The organism is Mesorhizobium sp. P2_C5_2, from assembly GCF_056404535.1.
The window spans coordinates 264,322-279,874 of sequence record NZ_JBFUDV010000001.1; the positions used below are offsets into that span (position 1 = coordinate 264,322).

15 protein-coding genes are annotated in these 15,553 nt (G+C 62.6%); 10 read left to right on the plus strand and 5 right to left on the minus strand.

Annotated elements, in window-relative coordinates; genetic code table 11:
* Nucleotides 1–44 precede the first annotated feature (44 nt).
* A complete protein-coding gene (gene copM / locus AC1D1B_RS01205; protein ID WP_477328902.1) occupies nt 45–428 on the minus strand; it encodes a CopM family metallochaperone in 384 nt (127 codons plus the stop codon).
* A gap of 43 nt (nt 429–471) precedes the next feature.
* Nucleotides 472–2,985, minus strand: coding sequence for a heavy metal translocating P-type ATPase (locus AC1D1B_RS01210; RefSeq protein ID WP_477328903.1), 2,514 nt, complete (start codon nt 2,983–2,985; stop codon nt 472–474).
* A 186-nt stretch (nt 2,986–3,171) separates the two neighbouring features.
* On the opposite strand from AC1D1B_RS01210, the gene AC1D1B_RS01215 reads away from it, so the two are divergent.
* Genes AC1D1B_RS01215 through murJ form a run of 3 tightly spaced genes read left to right on the plus strand, consistent with a single transcriptional unit; the run spans nt 3,172 to nt 8,488 of the window.
* The gene (locus AC1D1B_RS01215) at nt 3,172–4,014 is read left to right on the plus strand and encodes a glycosyltransferase family 25 protein (RefSeq protein ID WP_477330493.1); all 843 of its coding nucleotides are present in this window, start codon (nt 3,172–3,174) and stop codon (nt 4,012–4,014) included.
* Between the two features lie 33 nt (nt 4,015–4,047).
* On the plus strand, nt 4,048–6,843 hold the full coding sequence (locus tag AC1D1B_RS01220) for a [protein-PII] uridylyltransferase (RefSeq protein WP_477328904.1): 2,796 nt from the start codon (nt 4,048–4,050) through the stop codon (nt 6,841–6,843).
* Nucleotides 6,844–6,883: 40 nt separating this feature from the next.
* On the plus strand, nt 6,884–8,488 hold the full coding sequence (gene murJ / locus AC1D1B_RS01225) for a murein biosynthesis integral membrane protein MurJ (protein ID WP_477328905.1): 1,605 nt from the start codon (nt 6,884–6,886) through the stop codon (nt 8,486–8,488).
* A 30-nt stretch (nt 8,489–8,518) separates the two neighbouring features.
* On the opposite strand, the gene AC1D1B_RS01230 is transcribed toward murJ, so the two are convergent.
* A complete protein-coding gene (locus AC1D1B_RS01230; protein WP_477328906.1) occupies nt 8,519–8,683 on the minus strand; it encodes a hypothetical protein in 165 nt (54 codons plus the stop codon).
* 435 nt (nt 8,684–9,118) lie between these two features.
* Here AC1D1B_RS01230 and trpS point away from each other — a divergent pair, with 435 nt between their 5' ends.
* From trpS to AC1D1B_RS01245, 3 genes are all read left to right on the plus strand, one after another.
* Nucleotides 9,119–10,186: a tryptophan--tRNA ligase gene (gene trpS / locus AC1D1B_RS01235; RefSeq protein WP_192249630.1), complete on the plus strand. Its 1,068-nt coding sequence runs from the start codon at nt 9,119–9,121 to the stop codon at nt 10,184–10,186.
* 106 nt (nt 10,187–10,292) lie between these two features.
* Nucleotides 10,293–10,784: a universal stress protein gene (locus AC1D1B_RS01240; protein ID WP_181056459.1), complete on the plus strand. Its 492-nt coding sequence runs from the start codon at nt 10,293–10,295 to the stop codon at nt 10,782–10,784.
* A gap of 309 nt (nt 10,785–11,093) precedes the next feature.
* Nucleotides 11,094–11,663 (plus strand): NifU family protein, encoded by a 570-nt coding sequence (locus tag AC1D1B_RS01245; RefSeq protein WP_112560600.1) that lies wholly within the window; start codon nt 11,094–11,096, stop codon nt 11,661–11,663.
* A gap of 221 nt (nt 11,664–11,884) precedes the next feature.
* Here the strand turns inward: AC1D1B_RS01245 and AC1D1B_RS01250 are convergent, their stop codons facing one another.
* Nucleotides 11,885–12,502 (minus strand): L,D-transpeptidase, encoded by a 618-nt coding sequence (locus AC1D1B_RS01250; protein ID WP_477328907.1) that lies wholly within the window; start codon nt 12,500–12,502, stop codon nt 11,885–11,887.
* Between the two features lie 225 nt (nt 12,503–12,727).
* On the opposite strand from AC1D1B_RS01250, the gene cueR reads away from it, so the two are divergent.
* From cueR to AC1D1B_RS01265, 3 genes are all read left to right on the plus strand, one after another.
* Nucleotides 12,728–13,144, plus strand: a complete 417-nt coding sequence (gene cueR / locus AC1D1B_RS01255; protein WP_477328908.1) for a Cu(I)-responsive transcriptional regulator — start codon at nt 12,728–12,730, stop codon at nt 13,142–13,144.
* 598 nt (nt 13,145–13,742) lie between these two features.
* Nucleotides 13,743–13,955: a hypothetical protein gene (locus AC1D1B_RS01260; protein ID WP_477328909.1), complete on the plus strand. Its 213-nt coding sequence runs from the start codon at nt 13,743–13,745 to the stop codon at nt 13,953–13,955.
* A gap of 259 nt (nt 13,956–14,214) precedes the next feature.
* Nucleotides 14,215–14,397 carry a hypothetical protein gene (locus AC1D1B_RS01265; RefSeq protein ID WP_477328910.1) on the plus strand — a complete coding sequence of 61 codons (183 nt, stop codon included), beginning with the start codon at nt 14,215–14,217 and terminating at the stop codon, nt 14,395–14,397.
* 50 nt (nt 14,398–14,447) lie between these two features.
* On the opposite strand, the gene AC1D1B_RS01270 is transcribed toward AC1D1B_RS01265, so the two are convergent.
* Nucleotides 14,448–14,720: a hypothetical protein gene (locus AC1D1B_RS01270; protein WP_477259179.1), complete on the minus strand. Its 273-nt coding sequence runs from the start codon at nt 14,718–14,720 to the stop codon at nt 14,448–14,450.
* A gap of 182 nt (nt 14,721–14,902) precedes the next feature.
* On the opposite strand from AC1D1B_RS01270, the gene AC1D1B_RS01275 reads away from it, so the two are divergent.
* Nucleotides 14,903–15,403, plus strand: coding sequence for an MmcB family DNA repair protein (locus AC1D1B_RS01275; protein ID WP_477328911.1), 501 nt, complete (start codon nt 14,903–14,905; stop codon nt 15,401–15,403).
* Nucleotides 15,404–15,553: the final 150 nt, after the last annotated feature.

Consider the following 15,553-nt stretch of genomic DNA (forward strand, 5'->3'; position numbering starts at 1 on the left):
GAAATCCAGAATTGATCCTGGATTTTCCTGCGGTCAAGGTTGCGCTATTTCGCCGGATGAGCCGCGAGCCAGTCCTGCATCTTGGCAATCTCGGCTTCCTGGGCGGCGATGACGCCTTCGGCGAGCTTGCGGATTTCGGGATCCTTGCCGTTGGCGAGTTCCACCTTGGCCATATCAATCGCGCCCTGATGATGCGGGATCATGCCGCGCACGAAGTCGACATCGGCATTGCCGGAATATTCGATCATCATGTCGGTGTGCATCTTGTCCATCGCCGCCTTGTAGCCGTCGGTCGAGGGACCTTCCGCGCCCATGCCGGCCATGTCATGTTTCATCTCCTCGGCCTGCGCCGGAACGCTTTCGAGGAAGACGGCCAGCAGCATTCCCGCCGCCGTCAGCAAAAGCACGATCTTTTTAGCCAAGGTCATCCATGATCTCCTGTTGATTGGAATTCGTATTTGGGGGCTGTGCTCACAGTTTCAACGTCCGCAGCCGCAATGCGTTGGCGATGACCGAAACCGAAGACAGGCTCATCGCCGCCGCTGCCAGCATCGGCGACAAAAGCGTGCCGGTGAGTGGGTAGAGAACGCCGGCGGCGATGGGCACGCCAAGCACATTGTAGAGGAAGGCGAAAAACAGATTCTGGCGGATGTTGCGGATCGTCGCCTGGGCAAGCGTGCGGGCCCTGACGATGCCGTTGAGATCGCCCTTGACCAGCGTAATCCCTGCGCTCTCGACAGCGACATCGGCGCCGGTGCCCATGGCGATGCCGACATCGGCGCTGGCCAAGGCCGGCGCATCGTTGACGCCGTCACCGGCCATGGCGACGCCGGCGCCTTTCGCACGCAACTCCTCGACAAGGGCGGCCTTTTGTTCCGGCAGCAGGCCGGCGCGCACCTCGTCGATGCCGAGGCTTTTGGCGATAGCGCGCGCCGTGCGCTCATTGTCGCCTGTCGCCATGATGATCCTCAAGCCTCTGTCGTGCAGCGCCCTGATCGCCTCTGCTGTGGTTGCCTTGACCGGATCGGCGACGGCGACGATGCCGGCCAGCTTGTTGTCCACGGCGACGAACATTGCGGTCTTGCCTTCGACCTGCAGCGCCTCGGCCGTGGCCGACAGGGACGCGGTGTCGATGCCGAGATCGGCCATCATGGCGGCATTGCCGAGCGCGACCTTCCTGCCCGACACCGTCCCGGACACGCCCTTGCCGGTCACGGCTTCGAAGCCGCTGGCCTCACCGACCGTCAGGCCGCGTTCGCCGGCGCCGCCGACAATGGCCTCGGCCAACGGATGCTCCGAGCCTTTTTCGAGGCCGGCGGCGAGCGCCAGCAATTCATCGTCCGACAGGCCCGCGGCAGCGACGACATCGGTCAATCGCGGCCGTCCCTCAGTCAAGGTGCCGGTCTTGTCGACGATCAGCGTGTCGACCGAGGCAAAGCGCTCGAGCGCGGCCGCTTCCTTGATCAGCACGCCGGCGTGCGCACCGCGCCCGGTGGCGGTCATGATCGACATCGGCGTCGCCAGGCCGAGCGCGCACGGACAGGCGATGATCAGCACCGACACCGCCGAGACGATGGCGAAGACCAGGCTGGGCTCGGGGCCGAAGACCGCCCAGGCGGCAAAGGCTGCGAGCGCGACCAGCACGACGGCCGGCACGAAATAGAAGGAGACGCGGTCGGCCAACCCTTGAATCGGCGCGCGCGAACGCTGCGCCTTGGCGACCAGTTCGACGATGCGCGCCAGCGTCGTCTCGGCGCCGACCTTTTCGGCGCGCATGATCAGCGAGCCGTTTTTGTTGAGCGTGCCGCCGGTCAAGGCATCGCCCTCAGTCTTTTCGACCGGCAGCGGCTCGCCCGAAATCATCGATTCGTCGATGGCAGAACGGCCTTCCGTTACAATGCCGTCGACCGGCACGGCATCGCCCGGACGGATGCGCAGTCGGTCACCGGCCTTGACCGCATCGAGCGGCACATCGGTCTCGGAACCATCCGCGCCGATCAGCCGCGCCGTCTTCGGCGCCAGGTCGAGAAGCGCGCGGATGGCCGAGCCGGTCTTTTCGCGCGCCCGCAATTCGAGCACCTGGCCGAGGAACACCAGCGCCACGATGACGGCGGCGGCCTCGAAATAGACCGGAACCGTGCCGCCATGGCCGCGGAACTGATGCGGAAAGATGTCCGGAAACAGTGTAGCGACGACGCTGTAGAGATAGGCCGCGCCCACACCGAGCGAGATCAACGTCCACATGTTGGGACTGCGGTTGACCAGCGAATCCCAGCCGCGATGGAAGAACGGGAATGCCGCCCACAGCACGACAGGGCTGGCCAGTGCCAATTCCAGCCAGACCATCGTACGCTCGTCGACAAAGGCCTGGAACGTCAGGCCGAGCATCGGCGCCATGGCGACGATCAGCAGCGGTACGGACAGCACCGCGCTGACCCAGAAGCGCCTGGTGAAGTCGATCAATTCGGGGTTCGGGCCTTCATCGCCGGTGGGAACACCCATCGGCTCCAGCGCCATGCCGCAGATCGGGCACGAGCCGGGCTTGTCGCGGATCACCTCGGGATGCATCGGGCAGGTGTATTGCGTGCCTTTCGGCATTGGCTGCGGCGTCGGCCTGTCGCCGAGATATTTTTGCGGCTCGGCCTCGAACTTCGCCTGGCAGCCGGCCGAGCAGAAATAGAAGCCCTGCCCTTCGTACCGGAAGAAGTGCCTGGCCGTGGCACGATCCACGCTCATGCCACAGACCGGGTCTATGGCGGTCAGGTATTTTTTAGGCTCAGCGACGAATTTCGTGCGGCATCCCTCGCTGCAGAAGTGAAAGAGACGGCCGCCATGCTCGGCCGTCGGTTTCCCGGCGGCCAGATCGACGCGCATGCCGCAGACGGGATCGCGCACCACGGCTTCGGCGGCCGGCGCAGCGGCCTTTGCCGTACAGCAGCTGCCATCGGCCGCGTGCGCGTGGTGGTGATGCCCGGAATGCGCCATCGAAAAAATGCCTTCATGTCTGTCTGGGTGCGGAGGTAGTGCTTCCAGTAACTGGAAGGTCAAGGGGCGATTTCGACTTTTCGATCATGGCCGCCATTGGGCGGCATCGAGGGAAAAAGCGCTTACGCAATTTCTTTCCTATGTTATGGACGCGACCACCCCGTCCACTGCATCGATCCCACCCAAATGAAATGCCTGGTTATCAATCTCGATCGGTCCCGCGACCGCCTCGCCCATGTGACGGCCGAGTTCGCCCGCATCGGCGTCGCCTTTGAGCGGGTCGCCGCCGTCGACGCGCGCGATCGGCCGGATCTGGCCGCACTGTCACAGGGCAAGAAGCATTTGCGTATGGCCGACGGCGAGATCGCTTGCCTGCTCAGCCACAAACACTGCTGGTCGATCATCGCGGCAGGCGAGGCTGCCTATGGCGCCATCTTCGAGGACGACATCGTCTTCGCCGACAAGGCTGGCCCGTTGCTTGCCGGTGCGGACTGGATCCCCGCCGATGCCGACATCGTCAAACTGGAAACGTTCTTCAATCGAACCGTGATTTCACGCAAGCAGGTTGCCTGTGGTCACGGTTTTTCCGCGAGCAGGCTGCACGCCGTCCATATCGGCACGGCCGGGTACATCCTGTCGAGACAGGCTGCACGAGACCTCATCGAGGCGACGAATGACATCGCCATTCCCGTCGATCATCTCGTCTTCAATCCGCGTTTTGCGGCCTCGTCCCGCCACGTCATTTATCAGCTTGTGCCGGCTTTGTGCCTGCAGGCTCAGTTCCTTGGCGGCGGACCAGTGCAATTGCCGAGCCTGCTCAAGCAGGAGCGCACAGAGGAATGGGTGGCAAGCGGGAGGGGCAAGAAACGCGACAAGCCGATTGCGGCCAAGGTAGGGATCGAGACAAGGCGACTAGCGAGGCAAATCGCCGATCTCTTCCGGTTACGGCGGGAGAAAATCATCCCGTTCTGGTATCGCGGCCGACGCGTCCGTCCGCCCCATACCCAGCATCGTGAAAACGCGCTATAGACGCCGCCGAAAGGCGAGGCCACCCGGCAATCCATGGCAAAAATCTCCCTCAAACTCGACGAGCTGATCGACAGCGACGCCCTGCGCCGCGAGATGACGGCGCTGACCTCGGCCGGCAATGGCGCCGAGCCCAGCGCGCGTGTCGGCGCGCTCCGACTGCTGAAGGGTCGACTAACCGAGGGCCGCAAGGTCGCCGAGCGCATGCTGATGGACGATGGCAGCGGCGCGGCCTGTGCCGCCCGGCTGTCGCATCTCATGGACGAGATCATCCGCGCCCTCTACGAGTTCGCCGCGACCCATGTCTATCGCGTGAAAAATCCGTCGACCGCCGAGCGCATGGCCGTCGTCGCTGTCGGCGGTTATGGCCGCGGCACGCTGGCGCCGGGCTCCGACATCGACCTTCTGTTCCTGCTGCCATACAAGCAGACGCCGTGGGGCGAACAGATCGTCGAATACATGCTCTATATGCTGTGGGATCTCGGCCTGAAGGTCGGCCACGCCACCCGCAACATCGACGAGTGCCTGAGGCTGTCGCGCAGCGACATCACCATCCGCACCTCGATCCTGGAAGCGCGATTCCTGTGGGGCGAGCAAAAGCTCTTTGACGAATTGCTGACCCGCTTCGACCACGAAGTGGTGCGCACCACCGGGCCGGAATATGTACAGGCCAAGCTCGCCGAGCGCGACGAGCGCCATGCCAAGGCAGGCGAAAGCCGCTATCTGGTCGAGCCCAACGTCAAGGACGGCAAGGGCGGCCTGCGCGACCTGCAGACGCTGTTCTGGATCGCCAAATACTTTTATCGCGTGCGCACCGGCGAGGAATTGGTCGACAAGGCCGTTTTCACCGAGGCCGAATACAGGGAATTCCTCAAGGCCGAGGACTTTCTGTGGGCGGTGCGCTGCCACATGCATTTCCTCACCGGCAAGCCCGAGGAGCGGCTGCATTTCGACATCCAGCGCGAGATTGCCGAGCGTCTCGGCTACACCACCCATCCCGGCCTGTCCGCGGTCGAGCGCTTCATGAAGCACTATTTTCTCGTCGCCAAGGATGTCGGCGATCTCACCCGCATCTTCTGCGCCGCGCTGGAGGAAGAGCAGGCCAAGCACGTGCCGGGCTTCAACCGCATCTTCCTCACCTTCCAGCGCCGCAAGCGCAAGCTGGCCGGCACGTCCGATTTCATCGTCGACAACCATCGCATCAACGTCGCCGACGACACGGTGTTCGAGCGCGACCCGGTCAACCTGCTCAGGCTGTTCTGGTTCGCCGACAAGCACGGGTTGGAATTTCATCCCGATGCGCTGAAGCTGCTCACCCGTTCGCTCGGTCTGGTCAACAAGTCGTTGCGGCGCGACAAGGAGGCCAACCGGCTGTTCCTCGACATCCTGACTTCGGACCGCAATGCCGAGCTTAATCTGCGGCGCATGAACGAGGCGGGGCTGCTCGGCCGGCTGATCCCGGACTTCGGCAAGATCGTCGCCATGATGCAGTTCTCGATGTACCACCACTATACGGTGGACGAGCACCTGATCCGCTGCATCGGCGTGCTGGCCGAGATCGAGCGCGGCGACGGCGAGAAGGTGCATCCGCTGTCGCACACGCTGATGCCGGGGCTGAAGAAGAGCCGCGAAGCGCTCTATGTCGCCGTGCTCTTGCACGACATCGCCAAGGGCCGGCCGGAGGATCACTCCGAGGCTGGCGCCCGGATCGCGCGGCGCATCTGCCCGCATATGGGGCTGTCGGCGGCGGACACCGAGACCGTCGCCTGGCTGGTCGAGAACCATCTCGTCATGTCGATGACGGCGCAGACCCGCGACCTCAACGACCGCAAGACGATCGAGGATTTCGCCTCGATCGTGCAGTCGGTCGAACGGCTGAAGATGCTGCTGATCCTCACCGTCTGCGACATCAGGGGTGTCGGGCCGGGCGTGTGGAACGGCTGGAAGGGCCAGCTGTTGCGCACGCTCTATTACGAGACCGAACTGCTGTTGACCGGCGGGTTCTCGGAAGTGTCGCGTGCCAAGCGGACGGCGGCGTCACGCGAGCGGCTGGCCGAGGCGCTGGCCGACTGGCCGGACAAGGCGCGCAAGCGCTATGTCGGCCTGCACTATGAGAATTACCTTTTGACCGTCGATCTTGCCGACCAGCTGCGCCATGCCGAATTCATCCGCGAGGCCGACGCGGCGGGCAAGAAGCTCGCCACCGTGGTCAGGACCCACCAGTTCGAAGCGGTGACCGAGATCACCGTGCTGGCGCAGGACCATCCGCGCCTGCTTTCGGTGATTGCCGGCGCCTGTGCGGGCGCCGGCGGCAACATTGTCGACGCGCAGATCTTCACCACATCCGATGGCCGCGCCCTGGACATCATCCTGATCTCCAGGGAATTCGACCTCGACGAGGACGAGCGCCGCCGCGCCGAGCGCGTCGGGCGGCTGATCGAGGACGTACTGTCGGGCAAGAGCTGGCTGCCGGAGATGATCGAGAAGCGCACCAGGCCGCGGCGCGGCGCCAAGGTGTTCAAGATTCCGCCGCGCGCCGAAATCCGCAACACGCTGTCGAACCGCTTCTCGGTCATCGAGGTCGAGGGGCTGGACCGGCCGGGCCTGTTGTCGGAGATCACCAGCGCGCTGTCCGACCTCTCGCTCGACATCGCCTCAGCCCACATCACCACCTTCGGCGAGAAGGTGATCGACACCTTTTATGTCACCGACCTGACCGGGCAGAAGATCGACAACCCGGCGCGCACCGCCGCCATCCACACCAGGCTGATCGCCGCACTTGAGGGCGTTGTCCCCGAGCGCGGCGGCAAGGCCAAGGCGGCGGCCGAGTGACCATCACTTTGTCCCAATCACTCAGGCAATCTCCGCGCGCATGAGCCTCGTCAAGAAATTCGCCACGGTTGCGTCCGGCACGCTGATGAGCCGCGCGCTCGGCTTTGGCCGCGAAATGCTGATGGCGGCCGCCCTCGGCACCGGGCCGGTGGCCGACGCCTTCAACGCCGCCTTCCAGTTTCCCAACACGTTTCGCCGGCTGTTTGCGGAAGGCGCCTTCAACGCCGCCTTCGTGCCGCTGTTTGCCAAGGAGATCGAGACCCACGGCACCGACGGCGCCAAGCGCTTTTCGGAAGAAGTGTTCGGCGTCCTGTTTTCGGCGCTGCTGGCGCTGACCATCGTCATGGAACTGGCGATGCCGCTGATCGTGCGGTACCTGGTGGCGCCGGGCTTTGCCGACACGCCGGGAAAATTCGAGACGACCGTCGCGCTGGCGACGATCATGTTCCCGTATCTCATCTGCATGTCGCTCGCGGCCATGATGGCGGGCATGCTGAATTCCCTGCGCCGCTATTTCGCAGCCGCCGTCGCACCGGCTTTCCTCAACATCATCCTGATCAGCGTGCTTGGCTATGCCTGGTACCATGGCATGGATGCGCGTGAAGTCGGTTTCAGCCTATCCTGGGGTGTGCTGGCGGCGGGCATCGTGCAACTCGCCATTGTCTGGGTGGCGGTACGCAATGCCGGCATCGCGATCGGTTTTCGCCGGCCGAAAATGACGCCCAACGTCAAGCGGCTGCTGATCCTGGCGCTGCCGGCGGCGATCACCGGCGGCATCACCCAGATCAACCAGCTGATCGGCACGGCGATCGCGTCGGCGCAGGACAGCGCCGTGTCGTCGCTGGCTTACGCCGACCGCATCTACCAGCTGCCGCTCGGCGTCGTCGGCGTCGCTGTGGCGATCGTGCTGCTGCCGGAACTGTCGCGGGCGCTGAAGTCGGGCAATCTGGTCGAGGCCGCCAATCTGCAGAACCGCTCGGTCGAGTTCACCCTGTTCATGACCTTGCCGGCGGCGGCGGCACTCTGGGTGATGTCAGAGCCGATCGTGCGGCTGGTCTACGAGCGCGGCGCCTTTGCCGCCAACGGCTCGACGCCGACGGTGGCGGCGATCCTGGCGATCTTCGGCCTTGGCCTGCCGGCCTTCGTGCTGATCAAGGCCTTCACCCCCGGCTATTTCGCCCGCGAGGACACGCGCACGCCGATGATGTTCGCCGCCATTTCGGTCGGCGTGAACGTCGCGACCGCGCTGACGCTGTTTCCCAGGATGGGCGCGCCCGGCATTGCGGTGGCCTCGGCGGTCGCCGGTTGGGTCAATGCGATGATGCTGCTCGCCGTGCTGATCCGGCGCGGCCATTGGGGACGAGACCTGCCGCTGTTGAAGCGTATTCCCCGGCTGGTGCTGTCAGCTGTGGTCATGGCGGTGGCGCTCTATTTCGCCGAGCACTGGCTGGCCGTCAGGCTCGGTCCCGGCTCGCCATTGGTGATCAAGGCGACGACGCTGCTGGCACTGGTGGCCGGCGGCGCGGCTCTCTATTTCATCACCGCGTTTGCCACCGGCGGCGCCGATTTCGGCATGATCCGCCGCAACGTGAAACGCGGGTCGGGTAAGGCACCACCGCCTACGGAACCGTCTCCAGATCCGTAAGCCGGACCGCAGCGACCCGCTTGGCAAGCATCAGTCGTCGCCAGACAATTCGTCGTAGACCGAACGCGGCAACGGTTCGCGAGCCTGTTTGCTAAGTTCGATCCCAAATTCCGCCCGAAGCCGCGCCGCTGTCTCCAGTGGCGTCTCGTGGTCATGTCGGGGCTTTGGGGCTTGCTCGTTGTAGACGGTGGGCATCGATTTCTCATCCGATGATATGCAATACAGGCTCAAATATATCACAAATGCCGATGTCGGCGCCGCCCCTCATTGCCCTGCCGGGCATTTCTCCCCGTAAACGGGGAGAAAGAAGCTGGACGCGGCACCGGCGCTTCTCTGGCGATTTGCGAAACCGGGCGATGACGGCGTCTTTCTCCCCGTCACTATACGGGGAGAAATGTCCGGTAGGACAATGAGGGGCGGCGCCAACCTGTCAGGTCAACATACCGGGGCGACAGACGCAGCACCCTTGCGCGACCTCCAACCTCTTGATCCTATTCCCACTCTCGTCCATAAGCGCGCCGTCGCAAGACTTTCGCCGCGCGTGGTTTCCAGCCGCGTGATTGGCTCCGAAAAGTCTGCAACTTTTCGGAATCACGCTTAGTACGGCCCTCCACAAGCCATGAGGACATCATGACCGCCTTCAAACAGCTCGTCTTTTCCGGCGTCCAGCCGACCGGCAATCTGCATCTCGGCAACTATCTCGGCGCCATCAAGAAATTCGTTGCGCTGCAGGACACGTCCGACTGCATCTATTGCGTCGTCGACCTGCATTCGTTGACCGCACAGCTCGTCCATGACGATCTCGCCGACCAGACCCGGTCGATCACTGCCGCCTTCCTCGCCTCCGGCATCGACCCGAAGAAGCACATCGTCTTCAACCAGTCGCGGGTCATGCAGCATGCCGAGCTTGCCTGGATCTTCAACTGCGTGGCGCGCATCGGCTGGATGAACAAGATGACGCAGTTCAAGGACAAGGCCGGCAAGGACCGCGAGAATGCCTCGCTGGGGCTGCTCGCCTATCCCTCGCTGATGGCGGCCGACATCCTGCTCTACCGCGCCACCCATGTGCCGGTGGGCGAGGACCAGAAGCAGCATCTGGAGTTGACCCGCGACATCGCGCAAAAATTCAACAACGACTTTTCGAGCCGCATCGCCAGCCTTGGCGTCGGCGTCGAGATGCAGGTGGGCGAAGAGACGGTGAACGGCTTTTTCCCGATCACCGAACCGGTGATCGGCGGCCCAGCGGCACGCATCATGAGCCTGCGCGATGGCTCGAAGAAAATGTCGAAGTCGGACCCGTCGGACCTGTCGCGCATCAACCTGACCGACGATGCCGACACCATCTCGAAAAAGATCCGCAAGGCCAAGACCGACCCCGAAGCCTTGCCGAGCGAGGTCGACGGTCTGGAAAGCCGGCCGGAAGCGGAAAACCTGGTTGGCATCTATGCCGGGCTGGCCGAGATGTCGAAGGCCGACGTGCTGAAGGAGTTCGGCGGCCAGCAGTTTTCGGTGTTCAAGCCGGCACTGGCCGACCTTGCCGTGGAAAAACTGGCGCCGATCGCCGGCGAGATGCGCCGCATCGAGGGCGACCGCGCCTATGTCGATGCGGTGCTGAAGGATGGCGGGGAGCGCGCCGGCGTGCTGGCCGAGACCACCATGAAGACCGTGCGCGACATTATCGGCCTGCTGCAGGGCTGAGCCCGGCCGTCACAGTGCACTGCACCACACTGGCATAAGGCCGGCGGCTTGCCGCCGGTCTGCCGCGGTGGCAGATTGCGGCCGAAAACACATCGAGTAGATAGACATGGTCTCCAAACGCCTCAGTCGCGAAGCCGGCCATCGCAGGAAATTCCTGGCGATCATCGACGACACGCCGGAGTGCGAGCGCGCTGTCGCCTACGCCTCGAAGCGGGCGCAGAGCACCAGTGGCACGCTGGTGTTGCTCTACATCATCACACCGGACGATTTCCAGCACTGGCTGGGCGTCGAGAAGATCATGCGCGAGGAAGCCAACGCCACGGCGCGTGCGGCGCTGGACGGCCATGCCAACAAGGTACGCCAGAAGCTCGGCATCGAGCCCGAAATGGTGGTGCGCGAAGGCAAGCCGACCGAGGAGATCCACAAGCTTATCGAGGAAGACCAGGACATCGCCATCCTGGTGCTGGCGGCAGGCGCCGGCAAGGAAGGTCCCGGACCGCTGGTCGGCGCGGTGGCCGGCAAGGGCGCCGCCTTCCCCATTCCGGTCACAGTGGTGCCGCAGAATCTGTCGGACGAGGAGATCGACAGCCTCGCCTAGAGCTAGGCTGATCTTCAGGTGAGGCCAGCCTGCAAATGGCGGCTTTCTGCGCTTCCGGTGCTCACGTACTTGGAGTACGCTCCGCTCCGGTTCTCGTAAGCTACCCAGTTTGGTCGCTTCGCGCCCGTCTTCGACTCCGGCGTTGCGTGGCCTGACCTGAACCTCAGCACACCTCAAAGTGTGGTAAGGGCCAGCAAAACATTCCGCCAGCCAGCCCTTTGAGCGATGCGTTTCGCTTGAATGTCCCGCCGATTGAGCCTATTTAGAATTATTCCAAACTAGTTGCCCGACTTGGGCACGGAGACGGCCATGTTCATCCAGACCGAATCGACGCCGAACCCGGCAACGCTGAAATTCCTGCCCGGCAAGGAAGTGCTTGTCGAAGGCACCGCCGATTTCCGCGACGCCGACAGTGCTGCGAGTGCCTCGCCGCTGGCCGGCCGGCTGTTCGAGATCCCCGGCGTCACCGGCGTGTTCTTCGGCTATGACTTCATCACCGTGACCAAGGATGGCCCCGACTGGCAGCATCTGAAGCCGGCCATCCTCGGCGCCATCATGGAGCATTTCATGTCGGGCGCGCCCGTCATGGTCAACGCCGGCCCCGCCGCCGAGACCAGCCAGACCGGCGAATTCTACGACAAGGCCGACGAGGAACTGGTCATCACCATCAAGGAACTGCTCGACACCAGGGTGCGCCCGGCGGTTGCCCAGGACGGCGGCGACATCACCTTCCGCGGCTTCGAAAACGGCACCGTGTTCCTGCACATGAAGGGCGCCTGCGCCGGCTGCCCGTCTTCGACGGCGACGCTGAAGCACGGCATCCAGAACCTGCTCCGGCATTTCGTGCCGGAAGTGCAGCAGGTCGAACAGGTTTCCTGATAATTCTACTCTGCCGGCCGCCTGACGCGGTTTTCTGCGCTTCCGGTGCTCACGTACCTTAGTACGCTCCGCTCCGGTTCTCGAAAACCACGCCATCCGACTCAGCGGAGCGAATTCTCGGCGGCACAGTCCAAAGACAAAAACAAAAAACCGGGCCGAATTGCCCGGTTTTCTGTTTGGGACGTCCGTTGTTGCCTAGACGGTCCGCGTACGAAGGGTAATCACATCACAATGACCTTGGCGCCGACCGACGTGCGGTCGTAGAGGTCGATAATGTCCTGGTTCATCAGCCGGATGCAGCCCGACGACATCGCCTTGCCGATCGAATTCCATTCCGGGCTGCCATGCAGGCGGTAGCCCATGTCGCCGCCCTTGTTGAACAGATACATGGCGCGCGCGCCGAGCGGGTTCTTCAGGCCGGGCTCCATGCCGCCGGCGAACTTGGCCAGTTCCGGCTGGCGCTGGATCATCTGCCGCGGCGGCGTCCAGGTCGGCCATTCGCGCTTCAGAGCGATATGGGCGGTGCCGTGCCATTCAAAACCTTCGCGGCCGACGCCGATGCCATAGCGGATCGCCCGGCCGTCGCCTTCGACGAAGTAGAGAAACTTGTTCTGGGTATCGACAATGATGGTGCCCGGCTTTTCCGAGGTATCGTAGTTCACCTCCTGCCGGTGGTACTTCAGCGGCACCTTCTCGATCGGGATGCGCGGCAGTTGGTAACCTGCGTCGTTCACCGAACCGTAGTTGTTGGTGAAGAGTTGCGAGCCGATCGTGCTGCAACCCGAGATCGCGGTCGACAACGCAAGTGCAGCGACGATTGCAAATGACTTCATGCGCATGAATTGGTCCGATGCCCCGCCCAGATCGAGCGGCACGTTACGTCCGCTTCTCCTGAAATCATTCATGCTGGCATTTGCTTTGCTTGCCAAGCGCGCGATGCCTATATGCAAGAGCTTACCTGCCGGTAAGCCGTCAACTATGGCATTTCGGCAACAGGGGTCACGGGATTGTGAAGGAAAAACAATGGGCGGTCCTGTCGGATAGCCCGAAATGGAGGAACCACTATGAATGTTGGCGATGCCGCGGCGCGGTCCGGCCTGCCGGCCAAGACCATCCGCTACTATGAAGAGATCGGCCTGATCGCACCGGCGCGCGCCGGCAATGGCTATCGCGATTATTCGGGCGACGACATCCACCGGCTGGCCTTCCTGCGCCGTGCCCGCAACCTCGGTTTTTCCATCGATGATTGCAGACAGTTGATGGCGCTCTACCGGGACCGCAGCCGCGCCAGCCACGATGTGCGCGAGATCGCCGCCGCCCATGTCAGCGCCATCGAGGAGAAGGTGCGCGAGTTGCAGTCGATGCGCACGACGTTGCAGAAGCTGATCCACGCCTGCCATGGCGACGACCGGCCGGACTGCCCGATTTTGGATGACATTGCGGGATCGGCGCTGACCGGAGACAGGACGACCACGGCTTGAAAGGCTGGCGCCGAATAGACTGGGCGTCGGACGCGCACGAAGACTTCGCTAAAGGTCTAATATCTCGTTTGACTAAAATACGGAACGTCCAATGGACAAGAACAGAACCAAAGCGGTTACATCAGACCTTTGCGTTCACGGCGCAAGACCTTAGTCCTGCCGTCTTATAACTAAGAACGGAAGTTGATTGGCACGACATAGGGCCGCCTCGGATCAATACCAGACTGCACCCAGACCAAATATGGTGCGATCGCGGAAGGCACTCGGATCAAGCCCCCCCGTTTGCAAACCGGATAGTCGCCCACTGAGGCGCTGACGCCGGGATCAAAATCCGAAAGCGACTGCCACCTTCATTTCCAGCAAAATTGTCCCAATCATAATCAGGAAGAACAGGCGGATAAGAAGTGACCGCTTGACCTTGTACCTTTGCGTTAAGAGCACGCATGCGACAGTAGCGACGCCCGCTGCAGCGGTGAAAACCAGATCAACCGTGACACCTCGCGAAAACATAGTTCCCCCTTCCCCAAGCAGGAACTGCAATCCTAACGCGAGCGGCTCGCCTTATGGAAGGGCAGGCCTGCACCATGAGCTTCAAGCCGTGCAGGCCGCCCGCCGAAATCCGGGTCTGCTATACAAAACCGATCAGTCCGACGCCGCCTTCGAGGCGATGGTGAACAAGATCGCCCACGCGCCGAAACTCACCAACGACCAGATAAAGGAATTGGTGCGGCAAAAGCGTGGAGAGAAGCGCTACCCTGCCATTCCCCTACGGCTGGGTAGCGCCAATGGCGCTTGTAAGGACGATGGGTGATCACTACCTGTAGGATAATAGCGAACAAGCTGGAAACGTCGGTGCGAATCCGGCGGCCCCGATCAACCGGGGTTTCGTCTAGGGTAGGACACCACACTTGGTAAACGCCGCTCCCTTCCGGTCGAGCGGCGTTTTCGTGTCTTTTGTAAGCGAACGAAACGCTACCCGCCATTGTTCCTGAGGTCGGCTGACCTGCCTCTGCTTGAACTTGATAAGGAAATCCTCGCTGACGTCGAGGACCAAGATGAGGACGGTGTGTTTGGGTAAATCAGAGAAACCGCCACAGATCGAAAAATTCAGAGACGCCGCGCGCGAACTGAAAACCGACCAGTCAGACGCTGCCTTCGAAGCCATCGTCAACAAGATTGCCCACGCGCCGAAGCTCACCAATGAGCAGATAAAGGAACTGGTGCGCCGGAAGCGAGAGGCCGGAAAAGGCTAGTTTGCGCCAACTCCTGTAGCAGCCATTCCCTACGGCTGGGTAGCGGTAGCTTACTGATGTTGGAGTGCGTCGATCACTTTGACGTCTGGCTTGCCGGCGCAGTCGTTCGACATGACATCGGCTAAGGCGCTCTGATTGAGCGACCCCAGCTTGGGATCGTTCTTCATCGCCTCGTGAAACGCCGCCTCTATCGCCACCATCAATTTGTGGCCACTTTTGATGTACTCTCCGCAGGTCACCGTTGCGGTATCGACCGTGTCCTCGGCGAGGGCTGGCAGAGCAAGCGTGGCGAAGGCGACTGATAGTGCGAAAATGCGAACCATCTATTCCTCCCGTTGCAAACCTCTCCTATCCGCGCCTGAAGAATACGTGAACGACCCGCCTTGCGGAAGGGCGGGTCTCCTGCAGGAGAATACATTCCTATTCCACTTTGGGTTTGTAAAGTACATAATCGCCCCCAAAAAACAGGTTCAAACCGTGAACAAAATCTGGCATGGTGGCTGCCATGCCGATCATTTCCCCGATTCCCCTCAATCCCCTGATCGATGGCCGCCAGTCGGAACGCGCCATGCTGGTGCGGCGTGGCGTGCAGCGGCTGTTGATGCAGATGGGCATGCATGTGCTGCCCGAACTGTCGCTCGCCACCGGCCGGCGCGCCGACCTTGTGGCGCTGACGCGGCAGGGCGACATCTGGATCATCGAGATCAAATCGTCGATCGAGGATTTTCGCGTCGACCGCAAATGGCCTGACTACCGGCTGCATTCCGACCGCTTCTTCTTCGCTACCCATCCCGGCGTGCCATCCGAAATCTTCCCCGAGGAATGCGGCTTCATCCTTTCCGACGGCTACGGCGCCGAGATTTTGCGCGATGCGCCGGAGCACCGCATGGCGGCGGCAACGCGCAAGGCGCTGATGCTGCGGATTGCACGGGCGGGTGCAGCTCGGCTGCTGGCGGCGGAGTTGGCGGGCGTGGCGGTGCCAGCGCTGGAAGGGGAGAGCGAGTAGGCCCGGCGTAAATGTGCGCCGCGCCGCCGCTGTGTCGCCGCCTGTCGATTTCGCCCGGTCAAGGTTTTTTGCGCGGGCGCTGCCGACAGTCGCGAAGATTTTTTTGTCCTGCACCGATGATTTCCACTCCCCTGCGCTGTCCTGATCAAT